The sequence below is a fragment of the Nocardia otitidiscaviarum genome (assembly GCF_007362295.1).
Taxonomy (GTDB): Bacteria; Actinomycetota; Actinomycetes; order Mycobacteriales; family Mycobacteriaceae; genus Nocardia; species Nocardia otitidiscaviarum.
Window position 1 is genome coordinate 4,597,486 of the sequence record NZ_CP041695.1, and the last position, 16,761, is coordinate 4,614,246.

Below are 16,761 nucleotides of genomic sequence, written 5' to 3' on the forward strand. Positions count from 1 at the left end.
CGAGCCCCGCGCCGAACTAGGACAGTATCTGTCCTATTCCTGCGCCACAATCGAATCATGAGCGACTTCGAATCGACTGCGGAACAACCGGATCAGCCCGCGATCACCGACTACGACGACCCGAACGCGCCGTGGAACCAGGCGTGGGACCAGGAGGGCGGCATCGCCAACTGGAACGCCGACGTGATCGAGGAGTTCCGGAACAACTCGGGCAAGGTGGGCGGTGCCTACGCGGGTGGGGATCTCATCCTGCTCACCACCACGGGAGCCAGGAGCGGTAAGCGGCACACGACTCCGCTGGGCCCGCTGTACCGGGGCGACGTCATGTACGTGAGCTCGTTCATCGAGGACAAGTACCCGGCCTGGTGGTACAACATCAAGGCGAATCCGCAGGTCACCGTCGAGCTCCGGGACAAGACCTACCGGGCGACCGGAAAGGCGCTGGAAGGCGCGGAATACGACGAGTTCGCGGCCTGGGTACTGGCCCACAACCCGCTACTGGCGGACTTCCAGTCCAAGGTCGACCGACCGATACCGCTGGTCGTCCTGATCTTCGACGACGAGAGCTGAACGCCCCAGCCGATTCGGCACGAGCGGAATCAGGAACCGGCCAGCTCGTAATCGGCCGCGTCGACAACCGCGCGGACGGCATCGGCTCGAGGCTGTGCGTGCTGGTTACCCGGACGGAGTCGGTACCGACGTCTATGGTGATCGCCGTGACACCCGGTAGCGACTCGAACGCCTCGCGCACGGACGCGACGCAGTGGTCGCAGCGTCCAGGACACGGAGAGGCGTTTGACCATGGGGTGGAAAGTACAGGGGCTGTTCGTCGAAGGAGTTGTCGACCCGGCCGATCTTCCCGGGCAACCGTCCGACGGCCGGGAGCTTATCGAATTCGACGAAGTGTTTCGGCAGTTGCGCGGCTACGGGGTGTCGACAGTCGGCGGATGGACGTGCATTGCCGATCCGCAGTTTCGGGTGGCGTTCGACGATGAAGCAGTGCGGTCGCTTTCTCGGACCGGAAGAGCGCTGGCGTGGGTGACCAACAGCGTTTCGACCGTGCATGGGTTCGCCTGGTACATCGACGGGATCCCGGTACGACGCATTGTGCACGCCGAGGGTGCGGTCGTCGATGAGTACGGGCCACCCCTGCCGGAAGAAGTATCGGCTCCAGGGCCTTTCGACGAGGACCATCTCTTCGAGATGATGGCGCGATTGGCCGGACTGAGGTGGGGCGAGATCGCTGATGCGCCGCACGGCATCTGGAGGTGTGCCGGCTGACCGGCTGGAGGCCATGGAATGCCGAGACGGCCTCGTCGTTCCAACTCCGCACGCAGGAAGCGGCTACGCTCGCGAGGAGTGAGCCACCTGGCTCACTCGCAACTGTGCTCGGCGGATCCACACAGGAGGATGCGGTGATCAGCAGTTCGAAATCTGGACGCGGCAGGGCGGCGGTCGCGATGGGGATGGTGGCGGTGATCGCGCTGGCGGCGGCCTGCTCGTCGAGTTCCTCGGAATCGTCGGAGCCGACCGGGGCCGCCGCTCCGACCGCCGATGATCTGGCGGTACAGGCGTACGTGTACACCTACCCCCTGGTGGCGGTGGAGGTGACGCGGCGGCAGTCGACCAACTACCCGGCCCAGGACCCACTGATCGGGGCGGCCCCGATGAATCAGCTGGCGCCCCTGCACTTCCTCCCGGACGCGACGTTCAAGAATGTCGTGCGTCCCAACGTCGACACCCTCTACACGTCGATGTTCTTCGATGTCGCACAGGAGCCGCTGATCATCAGCGTCCCCGATATGGGCGACCGGTACCACCTGTTCCCGATCATGGATATGTGGACCAATATCGACGTCTCCCCCGGTTCGAGGACCCTCGGCGACGTGACGGGTTACGAATTCGCGCTGGTCGGACCCGACTGGCAGGGCAGTCTGCCCGAAGGGGTGCGTGAATACCGGCTCGCCACCGATTCCGGCTGGATGATCGGTCGCATCCAGGTGGAGGGCCCCGACGACGTACCGAATGTGATCGCCATCCAGGACCGGATGACCGCGGTCCCGCTCAGCGCATACGGCACGCCCTACACGCCCCCGGCTAACCCCGACCTGCATCCGGACTGGCCCCGGGATCAGGAGGTCGCCCAGTACATACACGATTTGACCCCGCAGCAGTACTGGGAGCTGTACTACTCGAACCTGTCACACTCTCAGACCCGCCCCGGCGACGAAGCCCTGCTCGACCGGCTGGCGTCCATCGGCTGGTCCCCGGAGACGAAGCTCGACCTGAGCACTCTCGCGGAGACCGAGCGCACCCGATGGGAACAGGCGTGGCCGAAGGCGCTGGCGCACATCGAGCTCGATCTCGGCAACGACGAGGTCAACGGCTGGCGGATCGCGCGCAGCGATATCGGCGATTACGGCACCAACTACGCCGCCCGCGCTGTCGTCGCCTACGCCGGCCTGGGCGCGAACCTGCCGCAGGACGCGATCTACCCGGCCACCCGCGTCGACGCGAGCAACACTCAGCTCACCTCCGAGCACTCTTACGTGCTGCACTTCGATGCCAGCCAGCTTCCGCCCGTTCAAGGATTCTGGTCGCTCACCATGTACGACGAACAAGGGTTCTTCGTCGACAATCCGGACAACCGCTACACCGTGCGGGGCGAGCGGCTGACCAAGAATCCCGACGGGTCGGTCGACATCTATATTCAGCGCGAAAACCCCGGCGCGGACAAGGAATCCAACTGGCTACCCACCCCCGCCGGCGGAGACTTCAATATGCTGCTGCGGCTCTACTGGCCCGATCAGGCGATTATCGATGGTAGCTGGAACCCGCCCGCCGTCACACGCAACTGACGCACCAAACCGGCCGTCCGGCAGCGTAATTCAGCTGCCGGACGACCATTCCGGGGAGCAGGTCCGCCCCTCTCCTGCCTCAGGTATGTCCGGACGCTGCCACAAGCGAGTTCACCTGTGGTACCGAGGGATCCGCACCTTCTACGCTGGAAGCCGGTCAAGGGGGCATCCAGTGAAGCGGCTTCTTTTCCTGATCCTCGCGATACTCCTGGCGGCGTCGATGCTCGACTACACGACGGCGGCAGGTAACTACCCCTTGGTGGTGGCGGCCGGAATCGTCGCCGCCCTGCTACTCGTCGACCGGGCTATCGGCTAGGGCCGACGTCCGCCGCTAGCGGACTGGCGAAATCCACTGCCTCAGTGATGGATTGGGCCGTCCAAGCTGGACAGCGGGCGCGCCGAGGCGCGGCCGGTCTCGGCGATGATCTGGGCGGCGATGGAGATGGCGGTTTCCTCCGGGGTACGAGCGTTGAGGTCGAGACCGAGAGGGCTGTGCAGGCGGCGCAGGTGCTCCGTGGTGAGGCCCGCCTCGATGAGGCGGGTACGACGATCGGCGTGGGTCCGGCGGGAGCCGAGCGCACCGACGAAGGCCAGGGTGGGAATGGCGAGCGCCTCGGTGAGCAGGGGGACGTCGAATTTGGGGTCGTGGGTGAGGACGCAGACCACGGTGCGGGAGTCGAGGCGGCCCGCGTCGTGTTCGCGCCGCAGGTAGCGGTGCGGCCAGTCCACGACCACCTCCTGGGCGGCGGGGAAACGGCTTGGGGTGGTGAAGGTTTCCCGGGCGTCGACGACGGTGACGCGGTAGCCGAGCTGGGCGGCCGTGCGGCTGAGGGCGCGGACGAAATCGTTGGCTCCGGCCAGGATCATGCGGGCGGGCGGGCCGAAGCTCTGCACGAAGGCGCGCGATGGGAAGTCGGAGCCCTCGCATGCGTCGGCGCCGATCGAACCGGTGCGCCCCGCCCGCGCCATGCCGAGGGCATCACGGGAGGGAGCCGGGCCGCCTCGGGACGAGGATGCTCGGGCCGGTCTGTCTCGGAATGGGGCGTTGCGGGACGGCGCAGCACCGGACAGGGCAGCTCGGGGCGGGGCATCGGCCGGGCCGGGATGGATCAGCTGCCAGGACGGGGTGGCGTCGATGCTGGTCACCAGGGCGACCGGGTGACCAGCACAGATGTCGCGATGCAGCACCTCGAGCAGCGGCAGCTGTGCGGCGTCGACCCGCTCGACGAAAATCTCCATCTCGCCGCCGCAGGTCAGGCCGACGGCGATACCGTCGGGGTCGGCCACGCCGAAGTGTTCGACCACCGCATCCGCGCCCCGCAGGACGGTGGCCGCCGAGACCACCACGGCCGATTCGACACAGCCGCCGGACAGGGAACCGAGAACCTCGCCCGCCGGGGTGACCAGCATGGCGGCACCCACCTCACGCGGTCCCGCGCCGGTGACGTCGATAATGCGGGCGAGCGCGACCGGTCCGCGCCGGACCTGGTCGAGCAGTTCTGGCAGCAGCTCGCGCACTCCCCCATCATCACAGTGGGATGGTCGGCATGCACGCCGCAGCGCTGATGTGGCGAATATTCAGCTACCGACGAAGTGGCACCAGATGCAACGCTCTGAGCGGTGAAAATCCGGTTCCGCTAGGCCAGTCCGCGCCGCTTGTCGGCCTGTGCCCGCATCTGCGCAGCCATCTTCTCCATCTCGGGTGTGATCTTGAAGTGCCCACCCCAGGCATTCAGATCGTCCGGGCCGTACTGCGGTGTCGGCAGGATCTGGCGGAGCAGCTGATCCGGCAGCCCGCGCCGCTGCCATTCACGCGGGTAGCCCAGCGACACCTCCTCGTGGCGCACGCCCTCGTGGAAGGTGGTGCGCGGAATGTGCAGGTGACCGTAGACCGAGCACACGACGTTGTAGCGGATGTGCCAGTCCTCGGTGAGCTCGGTGCCGCACCACAGCGCGAACTCCGGGTAGAACAGCATTTTGGTGGGGTCGCGCAGCAGCGGGAAATGGTTGATGAGCACCAGCGGGGTATCGGGGGCGAGCGCGTCCAGGCGGCGCTGGGTGTACTGCACGCGGGCGTGACACCAGGCGTCGCGGGTGGCGTACGGCTGCGGGGAGAGCAGGAACTCGTCGGTGGCAACCACATTGCGGTCCCGAGCGATGGACAGGCCCTGCGCCTTGGTGAGCGCACCGTCGGGCATCCACGAATAGTCGTAGAGGACGAACAGCGGAGCGAGGGTGACCGCGCCGCCGTACTCCTCCGCACCCGCGCCGGTCCAGACCGGGAACGGGTCCTCCGGGGTGATCACATCCAGGTCGCGGCACAGCGAGACCAGGTAGTCGTAGCGGGGAGCGCCGTGGATCTGTACGGGATCCTTTGCGGTGGTCCACAATTCGTGGTTGCCGGGCACCCAGATCACCTTGGCGAAGCGGCCGCGCAGGGTCTCCAGCGCCCAGCGGATGTCGTCGGTCTTCTCGCCCACGTCACCGGCCAGGATCAGCCAGTCCTCGGGCGAGTCCGGCCGGATCCGCTCCACCACCGGCTTGTTGCCCTGATGACCGACATGGATGTCGCTCACCGCCATCAGCTTCGGATTCACCCAGCTCCGCCTCTCTGCTCACGACCACGCGCCGCACGCACTCCCTGCGGCAACAGCGGCGGCTCCCACCAGATTCCCATGCGCGATCGCACGCCGATCACCCGCCTGCCGCCGTGCCGATCGTCTACCCACGGTGGGCGCGGGCTCACGCCTCCCAGCGGATGCGGGCCGAGGACACGAATCCGGCCGCCACCGTGAGCATTCCATTGGGCTCGCGCCGGGTGGAAGCGATGGCGATATGGCAGGGACGCGGGATATCGGCGGGCAGACGACCGCCGCCGTCGATCTGGTAGCGGGTGTTGGTGAGCTTCCAGGCGCGGGCGTCGGGATCGTCGGGGGCGACCGGCGGCGAATCGGTGCGGACCACGACCATGACCTCGGTGACGCCGAGCGGCCAGTCGAAGGTCAGCACATCGCCCCGGATCGCGAGGTTCTCGACCACGGGGATGCCGCTGGGTGCGGGATCGGTCGATGGCGCAGCCCCCGGGTGGGCGCTCGAACCGGTCGACGCGCGCGCACCCCCGGAGGGATCAGCCGCGCCGGCACCGGTCGTGGCGTTCGCGCGGGCGGCGGCTCGGGCGGCACGGCGGTCCGGGCGGGTGATGTCGATGCGGCCGGGAGTCGGTGGGGTCGGCGCGGGGGTCGGCGGTGGGGTGCTCGGGGCGTCGGTGCGGCTCATGTCCGAGGTGCGGCCGGACAGGGTGGCGACCACCGCGTAGATCGGGAGCGGGCCGTCGGGGGCGCCGCCGTCCTCGAGTTCGGTGGCGCGGGTGCGGCCGACCACCCGCCAGGAGTCGTCGGGTTGCAGGCGGGTGACGCGGTATTCGACATCCGCGGTGGGTGAGGGTTCCCAGCTGAGGGTCACGGTGCCATTGGGTTGGCGGATGGCTGTGAGCGCGCCGGGCGGGTCGATGGGGACGGCGGCGAGGGCGGCGCGGGCACCGGTGTGGTCGGCGCAGAGGTCGAGGACGGCGCGCATGGCGCGCATGCGGGTATCGAGGGGCCCGGTGGGGGCGGCGGCGAGCAGGCGGTCCGCCTCGGCGATGGCGGCGCGGGCCTCCGCGAGGAGCTGCGAGAGATCCCGGCCGCCTTGCGGATCGGGGACGTCGGAGGCATGGCGCTCCAGATACTGCAGGTGGTCGAGGGCCTCGACATAACGCTTGCCCGCGCAGCCGACGGTGGCCGAACGCCAGCGGACCACCGCCTCGGCGAGCACCCGATCCACCTCCTCGGCGACCGGGCGCACCGAGGTCATACCGGTGCCGTCGGCGTCGACCGCACGACGCGCCCGCTCCACATGGTGGGCGGCCTTGCGCGGATGCCCGGCGCGCAGCGCGGCCCGCGCGGCCTTCAGGGGTTCCTCCCAGGCGCGTGGGTGCGGACTCGCGGAGGTAGTGCCGTACCCGCCCCCGGATGTCGAACCGCGGCGGTCGGAGCCGTGACCCGGTGCGGACGTCCCCCGAGCGTCCGACACCCCCGTGACGCCCTCCACGGTCGATCCCAGCTCGGTCGCGAGCCCGACGACCACCTGCTGCGCCGTCGAGTGGTCCAGTCCGCCCGCGATGGCCTCGTGCACCAGGAAGTCGTAATCCGCCTCCACCAGTTGGTCTTCCACCAGGATGGCGGCGCGGACCTGGGGGCGCAGTTGGTCGGCGACGTCGGCGGCGATGGCGCGCAGATAGTCGTCGACGGTGTGGCCGCCGGGTTCGAGCAGGTCCTGGACGTGTACCAGCAGTTCGTCCAGGACCACGCGGACGCGACCGGGGGGCAGTTCGCGGGTGCGGGCGCGCAGCGCTTCGGCGCGCAACCGGATCTCGGCGGTCTCGTGGGCGCGGGCGTAGTCCAGGCCGAGCAGCACGAGCAGGGTCGGAACGGGGTCGCCGGGGAGCAGGCGCTCGTATTCGGTGAGCAGCTGGCGGATCTGCTGACGCCGCTGCGCGGTCACCTCGGTCGTGGGCGGCGGTGCGGCGGCGGGCGTTTCGTCGAGAATCGGATGTCGGCGCAGCCGGGCGGCGATCTCGTCGGCGTCGAGCCCGCTGAGCTTGCCGATATCCTCGAGGCCGGGGAGCTTCGCGGCGGGAATTCCGCCGTGCCGGTTCACCATTCGTTCGATGGCGGTGTCGAGCATCTCGTAGCGCTCGCCCTCGCGCCGCGCCCGCACCTGCCGTACCCGATCGGCCTCCACCCGCCGTGAGGCCGCCGACAGCAGGGGGTACGACAGCTCTTCGTGGCCGTCCACCAGCAGCCCGACCAGCACCCGGTACTTCGGATGGTCGCGCTGCTTCTGCCAGAAGCCCCACACCTGCTCGATCCGCGCTTCCACCTCGGTGTCGGTGAGCGTGGTCGCCTCGTCGAGCGGAATGTCGTAGAGCTCGAAGGCATCCGAATGCTCGAGGCCGCCGCGGCGCTCCACGGCGGCGAGCACGCGTTTGCGATAGTCGTTGGGGCTGAAGGGCTGCATCTGTTCTCGCCTAGGCGGGGCGGCGGCGGGTGCGCTGCAACTGGTCCAGTTCGCGCGCCACATCCGCCTGCGACAGGGTCGCGCCGGTCTGCACCGACAGGGTCAACGGCATGCGCGCCTCCACGTGATAGGCGGTGACGTGCAAGACCCCGTCGAACCCCATCTCGAAGGTGACCTGCACTTCGCTGCCCGCCGAATAGCCGGGCGGAATATTGCGAATATGGCCCTCCACCAAGACTTTCGTATCCTCGGGCCGGACGGAGGCGGCTTGGCCCTGCTGTTCGACGATGGTGAGCTCGATCTGATCCTGATCGGCGCGCACGGTGCCGTAGGAGCGGCGCACCCGAATGGGCAGGGTCTGATTGCGGTGCACCAGCCAGCTGGCGGCCAGACCGCTGTAGGGGTCCAGCGCCAGCACGCCGAATCCGCGCGACACCACGGTGTCCACCCGGATCTCGAGCATGCGGCGCACCAGGCCCACCGGCTGTCCGAAGGAGTCGGCCACCCGCGCGATGGACTGCTCCAGATCGGCCGGGGACGCCTCGCGCAGTTCCGCTCCGTCGCGCAGCCGCCCGCGGGTCACCAGATCGGCGACCACCAGGCGTTCCATCTCCAGCTTCTCGCCGTAGAGCGCCGCGCCGCGCGCCACCGACAGGTCCGGGTCGCGCAGTTCGCCCACCAGGCCCAGTTCACGCTGCAATTCCCGCGCCACCATGGGCATGCGGGAGGAGCCGCCCACCAACAGCACCCGGTCCACGGCGTGCACACCGCGCTGCCCGGCCGCGGCCAGGCACGCCTTGGTGAGGTCGAGGGTGCGGCGCATGAGCGAGGCGGTCATGGCCTCCATCTCGGCGCGGGTGAGCGTGACGACCGCGCGGACCCCGTCGTGGGCGACCACCACTTCGGTGCTCTCGGCCTCGCTCAGTTCGTGTTTGGCGCGTTCGGCGGCCAGCACCAGCATCTGCGATCCGGCCGAATCATCCAGCGGATCCTCGGCCTCCGGATGCTCCGCGCAGAACCGCTGCGACAGGTGCAGTGCGATGCGCTCGTCCCAGTCCGCGCCGCCCAGCTGATGGTCGCCCTCCACCGCGAGCACGGAGATGCGCCGGTCGGCCAGTTCGATGACGGTGGCGTCGAAGGTGCCGCCGCCGAGGTCGTAGACGAGGACGGTTTCGCGGGTGTCGCCCTTGCCGACATCGAGGCTGCCGTCGAGCCGTCCGAAACCGTAGGACAGTGCGGCCGCGATGGGCTCGGAGAGCACACCAGCCACGTCGAATCCGGCGTAACTTCCGGCCTGCATGGTGGCGCGGCGCTCCTCGTCGCCGAAGTACGCGGGCACGGTGACGACCACCCGCTGCACCGGCTGCGCCCCCGCGAATTCCGCGTCGGCCGCGAGGCTCTTGAGGATCAGCGAGGACACCGCGGGCGCCGACCACGCCTGACCGTGCGCCATGAACCGCCAGTCCGCATCGCCCATTCGGCGCTTCACCAGGGCGCACACGTGCTCCGGGTCCAGTCGGGCCTGCCGTCGCGCGCCCTCGCCGACCACGTGGTCGTGCGCGGAGGCGAACAGGACCACCGAGGGGACCGTCGGTTCACCGTTCAACCCAACCAGAACCTCTGGGCGACCATCCGCGTCGATACGTGCGATAGCGGAATTCGTCGTGCCCAGGTCTATGCCGAAGACCCCCATGGCTGGCGATCGTAGCAGCCGAAATCCGACAGCGGCGATACAGTTTGCCGGTGACCGAATCCGCCGCAGCCGCCGGACAATCCGAGACCGACGCGACGACCGATACCGAACCCGGACCGGGCGTGTCCGCGCCGGTGACCGACCACCTGACCGAGCGGGTGCTCGAGCGCGTGGACGATCTCGCCCGGGTGATCGCCCGCCAGGCGGGCACCATCGAGCGATTGGTCGACGAGGCCAAGGCCCGGGCGCAGCGGGAGCGCGCCGGGGCGGATCTGCCGCTGGTGGTGGAGCTGTTCGCGCTCTACGGCGACGCTCGGACGCTCGCGGACACGGCGGGATCCGAGACCGAGCGGGCCGCGTTCGAGACCTTCGCGGGGCGGGTGGAGCGGCTGCTCACCGGGCGCGGTGGGCGGCTGGTGGCGCCCGAACCCGGGGCGGTGTTCGACGCGCTGACCATGGAGGCCGCCGAGGTGACGGCCACCGACGATCCGGCGGCGGACCGCACCGTCGACGCGGTGGTGCAGCCGGGACTGCTGGTGGCGGAGCGGTCGGTGCGTCCGGCACGGGTGGTGGTGCGGCGGCACCGCTCCGGAGCCACGACGCAAAACTAGAACAGGTTGCAATTTTGCGCCGAGGCGCTTAACCTCGGCTCATGGCGCACACTCGAAGCCAGACCTATCGGTCCATCGATGTGGGGCAGCCGATGACCCGCTACGCGCGCGGATGGCACTGCCTCGGACTGGCGGAGACCTTCCGCGACGGTCAACCCCACGCGATCCAGGCGTTCGGCGGGAAGCTCGTCGTCTGGGCGGACAGCAAGGGTGAGCTGCACGTGCTGGACGGCTACTGCCGCCATATGGGCGCGGACCTCTCCTACGGCAGCGTCAAGGGCGACGATATCGCCTGCCCGTTCCACGACTGGCGCTGGCGCGGCGACGGACGCTGTGCCGCAATCCCTTACGCGCGCCGGGTACCGCCGCTGGCGCGCACGCGGTCGTGGACCACCTGCGAGGAGAACGGGCAACTGTTCGTGTGGAACGACCCGGAGGGCAATCCGCCGCCGCCCGAGGTCGCCATACCCCACATCGACGGCATCGAGACCGACCTGTGGAGCGACTGGAGTTGGAACTCCATGCTCATCGAGGGCTCGCACTGCCGCGAAATCGTGGACAACAACGTGGATATGGCGCACTTCTTCTATATCCACTACGCGTATCCGGTGTACTTCAAGAACGTGTTCGAAGGGCATGTGGCGACGCAGTTTCTGCGTTCCAAGGGGCGGCCCGATATGGCCACCGGATCGAACTACTCGCAGATGGCGCTCTTGCGTTCGGAGGCTTCGTATTACGGGCCGGCGTACATGATCAACTATCTGCACAACGACTTCGAGGACTACACCGTCGAGGCGGTGCTGATCAACTGCCACTATCCGGTGAGTCAGGACTCCTTCGTCCTCCAGTACGGGGTGAGCGTGCAGCGGATTCCCGGGCTGCCGCCGGAGAAGGCCGACAAGCTGGCCGCGGCGTTCGCCAAGAGCTTCCGGGTGGGCTTCCTCCAGGACGTGGAGATCTGGAAGCACAAGTCCCGCATCGACAATCCACTACTCACCCAGGAGGACGGGCCGGTGTACCAGCTGCGCCGCTGGTACGAACAGTTCTATGTGGATGTCGCCGATGTGACGCCGGAAATGACGCAGCGCTTCGAATTCGAGGTCGACACCACGCACGCCAACCGTGCCTGGCAGGCCGAGGTGGCCGCCAACCTGGAACAGCGGGATTAACCGGAGGCACACCGCACCCCACACAACAATGTCCATTTTGTCTATATCTGGAACGCATGTCACGATCTCGCCGCCTGCGCGAACAGCTAACGCGCAGGCGACGTGTCACAGATATGGGAGGACAGACATGCGGGGAACTCGGACCACACTTCGGCAGCTCAGGGTCGTGCCGCTCGCTGCCGCCATGATCATGGCGACGGTGGCCTGTGGCGACAGGCAGGTCGTGGCCGATGGATCGAATATCCCCGGCGGCGGACCGAGCACCGCGTCGTCCCGGAGCCCGAAAAGCCTGGACCCGTGTGAGGTGCTCGGCGAGCATTTGCAGGAGTTCGTGGAGTTCTTGGACTACGACCGGTTCCGAAAGGAACCCAACAGCCGCGGTGGTGAGCTGACCGGTGGCGTCAGGCCGTGCGCCGGGTCGGTCATCTGGGTCGACGACGGCAAGGGGGACGACTCGTATGCCCGCAAGATCGACGGCGACATCTCGTTCGGGCTCGCCACCGCCTCACAGGTCGACGAACGTTATGCCGACCGGGAATACCAAACCCCTACCGGACGCTACGACGAGCAGATCCAGTTGCGCCGGAATCTGATCAGGGACGACGACGAGGACGTGGAAGATCGTACGATCGAAGGCCCCTGGGACGAGGCGACGTTCATCAAAGCCTACGTGGCCGGTCGGATGATCACGGTCTTCGTGCTCGACAGGAAGCGCGATCTGATGATGATGTTCGACATCAACCTGGACAATGATCTCGCTCGGGAAGACAAGCGGAAAGACGGCGAGCTCGGCTGGACGGTTGAGCAGGCGCAGAATCACCTGATCGAAGTCACGGTACCGAACGCCTACCGGGACGTAGTGAAGCAACTCGACGGCCAGTAGGGCCGTTTCCCGCCCAGGTGGGCACCCCCGAGCTGACCGGCCGTCGGCTCGGGGATGTCTACCGGTGCGGAACCTCCGCGCCAGTTCGCGCCCACCGGCCCGACAGGGCCCGCCACGACACCGCGATCAGGCGCAGCACCATGAAAGCGACCAGGCCCCACCAGATTCCGGCGATCCCCCAGTCGAAGGCGAGTGAGAGCCAGATGACCGGCAGGAAGCCGAGCAGGGCCGAACCGAGGGTGGCATTGCGGAGGAAGGCGGCATCGCCCGCACCCAACAGCACGCCGTCCAGGGCGAAGACCACGCCCGCCACCGGAATGATGGCGACGAAGAACCACCACACCACGTGGGTGCGGTCGAGCACGCCGGTATCATCGGTGAACAGCAGTGGAATCACGGTGTGCCCCAGCGCGAACACCACCGCCAGCAGCACCGCGAAGATCGTGGACCAGCCGGTGATCCGGCGCGCGAGGCCCTGCGCGCCCCGGGCATTGTTCGCGCCCAGCGCCGCGCCCACCAGCGTCTGTGCCGCGATGGCCAGGGAATCCAAGGTCAGCGCCAGGAAATTCCACAGTTGCAGCACCAGCTGGTGCGCGGCCACCGAGGCCGCGCCGAACCGGGCCGCCACCGCCGCCGCGGAGACGAAGCAGGCTTGGAAGGCCAGGCTGCGGGCGATGAGGTCGCGGCCCAGCACCAGCTGTGCCTTCATGATGTCGGGCCGCGGGGCCAGCGGCACCCGGGCACGCAACAGCGCGCGCACGAACAGCCCGCCGGTCACGAGCTGCCCGAGCAGATTGGCGACGGCCGAACCCGTCAACTCCAGGCGCGGCGCACCCAGCAGCCCGTGCACCAGCACCGGACACAGCACGGCCGACAATGCCAGCCCCGCAACCACATACAGCAGCGGCCGCCGCGTCTGCTGCACCCCGCGCATCCATCCGTTCCCCGCCATGGAGAGCAGGATCAACGGCACCCCGAACAGGGCCACGCGCAGCCACGGCAGCGCCTCGTCCGCGATCTCCGACCCACCCGCGATGACGCGAGCCACCGGCCCCGCCAGCGCCTGCACGACCACGACGATCGCCAACCCCACCCCGACCGCGACCCAACTGGCCTGCACCCCCTCCCCCACGGCGCCGCGCTCATCCCCCGCACCATGCCGCCGCGCCGCCCGCGCCGTGGTGCCGTAACTCAGAAACGTCAACTGCGCCGACACCTGCGCCAGCACCAGACCGCCCACCGCCAGCCCGGCCAACGCCAACGCCCCCAACCGCCCCACGACGGCCATATCGAACAGCAGGTATAGCGGTTCCGCCGCCAGCACCCCGAGCGTCGGCACGGCGATTCCGAGAATCCGCCGCGGTCCCGCATCAGCGGCATCCGCGCCCCGATCCGGGTACGCGGTCGTCACCGTATTCGCCTCACTCCGCGCCACGGCCTCCGACTCCTCGGCCACTTCGCCATCACCCTCGCGCATTCGATCACGATCGCACACGCCGCCGACACACTCCGAGCACGGCCGCGGCAAGCCCGCAGGCCCGGCTCGAAGCCACCCTGGCGAGATGTGCCGTGTGGCCATTCACCGACCGAAACGGTATCCCGTGTAACGATCCGGAACTGGCGAACCGTGCCGCTAGAAGAGGAAGACCAGGAACCCGAAGAAAGTCACTCCCACGCATAGGAGGACCGCCAGCAGAACAGCGATGAACACCGAACAGAGGAAGAATACTCGGGCGGGCTGAGCCATCCGCTGCGTCGAAGGTCGAACCTCAACCCTTCTCCCGACGGCAACCTCCACCCCGAAGGCTCCCCCGTTGTTGACCGCGATCCTCTCGATGATCGCAGCGACTCCGCTTTCATGCCCGGCCTTTTCACTCTCACGCACGCGGCCAGACTGCCACAGAACAGCACCTCCGGTGAGAGATGACAAGGCGCGGTTCTGATGCCGTCTCACCGGCAACCGGTGAAGAGCACGTGGACGGGCCGACGAACGGCTACGGCGCGCGCTTGCCCATCCCCTCGAAGGGGTTCCACCCCTGGATCCCACGCGTGCGCTGCAGGTAATAGGCGTAGTTCGCGGTCGACATGTACAGCGCGGCCATACCGAAACCGACACCTCGGGCAACCAGGTCGGGCACCGTTGTCTCCATGATCGCTTCCAGTGCGATGATCGCGACAACGACCCCGACCCAGATTCCGAGCAGCGAGAGGTTCTTCCTCCAGAGACCGAGAACGAAGAAATAGATCGGCCCGAAGAAGAAGGCGATGAAGTTCGACCCCACCAGCATCTGCTTGCGGAACGGCAGACCGCGTACCGCCTGGCGGTATTCCGGCGCCCCGGGTCCCACAGCTTCGTCACCGGGCACCGGCAGTCTGAACTACAGGCCAGCCCTGCCCGGCCGGAGCGTCCAGGACGGTATCACAAGCCACAAATCGGCCGTTCAACCGTGAATCCGAGGCGTCGCCCCTCTGCAAATCTACTGATGCGGCCGGACGACGATCGCCGCGCGCCGATACCAGAAATTGGCGTTGTTTCCTTCGTTGCCCATGTACCCCTCCAACTCCGACGCGAAGGGCTCCAGCGCCGATGTGGTCGCGCCCGTGCACAACTCCTCGTCCTGGACCCGTGCCACTTCGGGCTTACCGGCAGCTCCCGACCGATCGATCAGCCACGTCAACCTCAGGTCGGAGAAACGCAGTTCACCGAGCTCGTCCGAGTTCGGCTGCAAGGGAAGGTCGGAACGAACCGGGATGCTTGCGGGATCATCTGCCACCGGGTCGATCATTTCCCCCTCGTCATCGAAATCCACCTCGGAACTTTCGACGCATTTCCACCCGTCGGCAACGCGTTCCCAGCGCTGCCGATAGATCAACATCGAGGTGGTGTAGTCCTCTTCCTCATAGCATTCCTCGACCTCCGCCAGCGCCAGCGCTGTGTCGTACCCCGCGATCTCGGCCGCCGCCAGCAACATTCCGGTTCGGCCCGCGTCGCTGCCCTTGAGTCGGTCCCACCCGAAACCGTTCTGAGAGTACTGATGGTCCATCAGATAGACGAGTTGACGGGGTGGCCGTGGCGCCGACCGATGGAAGTAATCCGCCGCCGATTCGATCGGCGTGGTGAAATGCGCGCGCAATTGCTCGGCTAGCAGCGCGACCGACGGATGCCGAGCGAAATCGGCGCTTCCGGGTCCGGTACGTCCCTTCGCCATCAGGTTGTAGGTCAACGTAACTCGGAATCCGTCGGTTACCGGTAGCACCTCATGCTCACAGTCGCTGTAGAACGCGACGAAGGACAATCGCTCCGGCGAACCTCGGTCGATGACCCGCGCCCCCTGCTGATCGATCACGAGTGCCCCTCCGGTGAACGCCGAAGGCAGTGTCACCACCAATGTGCCGATCATGCCCTCCGTCTTCTCCGAATCCTGGTGACGCTGAAAGAACTGCCCCGGTTCATAAACCAGCATCGAATGCAGTTCCGCGGACAACTCACAGTCCGGGGCCAGGCCCAACTCGGCCCGCAGGGTGTCCAGCAGGGGCAGCAACGTCTTGTGCCACTGCCCGTCGTCGATCGCCACCCGCTCCCGCGGAACCTCCCATGTGTCACGCACATTCGCATCCAGCAGGGTCTGCTCGCGCAGGCCGTACCGCGCCGGACGCGCGACCTCGCACAGTCGCCGCGCCTGGTTCGGCGTCACCGGCAACTCGAGTCGCCCCACCCCCTCCACCTCGATCACGAGGTTCTCCGCCGACCCGGTGTGCTGCGCGGCGAATGAACCCGCCGACGGCACCGAACCCATGAGCTCGCCGATCGCTCGTAAAGTGCTGTCCGTCATCCCATCTCCTTTGTCCGACAACGTTCGGGAGCATCCTCTCGAAGCGCACCGACAATCCGTGTGGGAGCCTGCGCCGGGAGGTACGGGCGGGGCGGTCGCGGCCGGAAACAGGGACTCCCGGTGTCCGGGGCGAGGATGATCGGTGGGTCCCCTATTCGATTCGCTGCTGGGCGAGGAGACGAGGCATCATGGCGGATCGCGCGGTGTTGATGATCAGCTTCTTCACCTATACCGAACTGGACCCGGTCCTCAGAAACTTTGGGGCGCAACGGCTTCTCGTGGCGGGATTGCAGACGAACGTCTGCGTCGAAGCGACGGTGCGCGCGGCACTGGAGCGCAACTACGAGGTTGCGGTCGCGGAGAACGCCGTCTCCACCGACAGACCCGCACTGCACCGCGGCGCCCTCGACTCGATGCGGGTGCTCTATGCCCCTTTTCCTGAGATCGCATCCTCGATACGCACTAGGCTCCATTTGCTTTACTGGGTGGCAAATTCGGCAACGGTGGAACAGCTCGACTCTCGTAGGTCGCCTCCGGGCACACGGTGATGACGACGATTCATTCGGTCAGAGATCCGGGGACCTGCCCACCTTCGACATGTTCGAGGCCCGGCACTATGACAGCCCGCGCTCCCAGGCGGGGTCATCGTCGTAGGC

The 16,761-nt window shown here is 67.6% G+C and carries 16 protein-coding genes; 8 read left to right on the top strand and 8 right to left on the bottom strand.

The window, feature by feature from the left end:
• Positions 1 to 57 precede the first annotated feature (57 nt).
• The 4 genes from FOH10_RS20540 (at position 58) to FOH10_RS34890 (ending at position 3,174) form a co-directional block, all read left to right on the top strand.
• Positions 58 to 570 carry a nitroreductase/quinone reductase family protein gene (locus FOH10_RS20540; protein ID WP_143981966.1) on the top strand — a complete coding sequence of 171 codons (513 nt, stop codon included), beginning with the start codon at positions 58 to 60 and terminating at the stop codon, positions 568 to 570.
• A gap of 231 nt (positions 571 to 801) precedes the next feature.
• The gene (locus FOH10_RS20550; protein WP_143981967.1) at positions 802 to 1,281 is read left to right on the top strand and encodes a DUF6461 domain-containing protein; all 480 of its coding nucleotides are present in this window, start codon (positions 802 to 804) and stop codon (positions 1,279 to 1,281) included.
• 134 nt (positions 1,282 to 1,415) lie between these two features.
• Complete coding sequence (locus FOH10_RS20555; RefSeq protein WP_143981968.1) at positions 1,416 to 2,858, top strand: DUF1254 domain-containing protein; 1,443 nt, start codon at positions 1,416 to 1,418, stop codon at positions 2,856 to 2,858.
• Positions 2,859 to 3,030: 172 nt separating this feature from the next.
• Entirely contained in the window at positions 3,031 to 3,174 is a 144-nt protein-coding gene (locus FOH10_RS34890) for a hypothetical protein (protein WP_186000541.1), read from the top strand.
• Positions 3,175 to 3,215: 41 nt separating this feature from the next.
• On the opposite strand, the gene FOH10_RS20560 is transcribed toward FOH10_RS34890, so the two are convergent.
• The 4 genes from FOH10_RS20560 to FOH10_RS20575 form a co-directional block, all read right to left on the bottom strand.
• On the bottom strand, positions 3,216 to 4,376 hold the full coding sequence (locus FOH10_RS20560) for an XdhC family protein (protein ID WP_143981969.1): 1,161 nt from the start codon (positions 4,374 to 4,376) through the stop codon (positions 3,216 to 3,218).
• Between the two features lie 119 nt (positions 4,377 to 4,495).
• The gene (locus tag FOH10_RS20565; RefSeq protein WP_029928051.1) at positions 4,496 to 5,440 is read right to left on the bottom strand and encodes a metallophosphoesterase family protein; all 945 of its coding nucleotides are present in this window, start codon (positions 5,438 to 5,440) and stop codon (positions 4,496 to 4,498) included.
• Positions 5,441 to 5,600: 160 nt separating this feature from the next.
• On the bottom strand, positions 5,601 to 7,916 hold the full coding sequence (locus tag FOH10_RS34895) for a SaeA-related protein (RefSeq protein ID WP_186000542.1): 2,316 nt from the start codon (positions 7,914 to 7,916) through the stop codon (positions 5,601 to 5,603).
• 10 nt (positions 7,917 to 7,926) lie between these two features.
• Positions 7,927 to 9,609 (bottom strand): Hsp70 family protein, encoded by a 1,683-nt coding sequence (locus tag FOH10_RS20575; protein ID WP_029928047.1) that lies wholly within the window; start codon positions 9,607 to 9,609, stop codon positions 7,927 to 7,929.
• 50 nt (positions 9,610 to 9,659) lie between these two features.
• Here FOH10_RS20575 and grpE point away from each other — a divergent pair, with 50 nt between their 5' ends.
• From grpE to FOH10_RS20590, 3 genes are all read left to right on the top strand, one after another.
• A complete protein-coding gene (gene grpE / locus FOH10_RS20580) occupies positions 9,660 to 10,220 on the top strand; it encodes a nucleotide exchange factor GrpE (protein WP_244961301.1) in 561 nt (186 codons plus the stop codon).
• Between the two features lie 41 nt (positions 10,221 to 10,261).
• Complete coding sequence (locus tag FOH10_RS20585) at positions 10,262 to 11,389, top strand: 3-ketosteroid-9-alpha-monooxygenase, oxygenase component (RefSeq protein WP_143981971.1); 1,128 nt, start codon at positions 10,262 to 10,264, stop codon at positions 11,387 to 11,389.
• Positions 11,390 to 11,573: 184 nt separating this feature from the next.
• Positions 11,574 to 12,272: a hypothetical protein gene (locus FOH10_RS20590; protein ID WP_039815968.1), complete on the top strand. Its 699-nt coding sequence runs from the start codon at positions 11,574 to 11,576 to the stop codon at positions 12,270 to 12,272.
• A 58-nt stretch (positions 12,273 to 12,330) separates the two neighbouring features.
• Here the strand turns inward: FOH10_RS20590 and FOH10_RS20595 are convergent, their stop codons facing one another.
• The 4 genes from FOH10_RS20595 to FOH10_RS20610 all read right to left on the bottom strand — a co-directional run bounded on the left by FOH10_RS20595 (position 12,331) and on the right by FOH10_RS20610 (position 16,105).
• Positions 12,331 to 13,749 carry an MATE family efflux transporter gene (locus FOH10_RS20595; RefSeq protein ID WP_143981972.1) on the bottom strand — a complete coding sequence of 473 codons (1,419 nt, stop codon included), beginning with the start codon at positions 13,747 to 13,749 and terminating at the stop codon, positions 12,331 to 12,333.
• A 156-nt stretch (positions 13,750 to 13,905) separates the two neighbouring features.
• Entirely contained in the window at positions 13,906 to 14,157 is a 252-nt protein-coding gene (locus FOH10_RS20600; protein ID WP_115061549.1) for a hypothetical protein, read from the bottom strand.
• A 109-nt stretch (positions 14,158 to 14,266) separates the two neighbouring features.
• Positions 14,267 to 14,638, bottom strand: a complete 372-nt coding sequence (locus tag FOH10_RS20605; RefSeq protein WP_051037536.1) for a DUF2628 domain-containing protein — start codon at positions 14,636 to 14,638, stop codon at positions 14,267 to 14,269.
• Positions 14,639 to 14,749: 111 nt separating this feature from the next.
• The gene (locus FOH10_RS20610) at positions 14,750 to 16,105 is read right to left on the bottom strand and encodes a 2OG-Fe(II) oxygenase (protein ID WP_143981973.1); all 1,356 of its coding nucleotides are present in this window, start codon (positions 16,103 to 16,105) and stop codon (positions 14,750 to 14,752) included.
• 188 nt (positions 16,106 to 16,293) lie between these two features.
• On the opposite strand from FOH10_RS20610, the gene FOH10_RS20615 reads away from it, so the two are divergent.
• The gene (locus tag FOH10_RS20615) at positions 16,294 to 16,653 is read left to right on the top strand and encodes a cysteine hydrolase family protein (RefSeq protein ID WP_143981974.1); all 360 of its coding nucleotides are present in this window, start codon (positions 16,294 to 16,296) and stop codon (positions 16,651 to 16,653) included.
• Positions 16,654 to 16,761 lie beyond the last annotated feature (108 nt).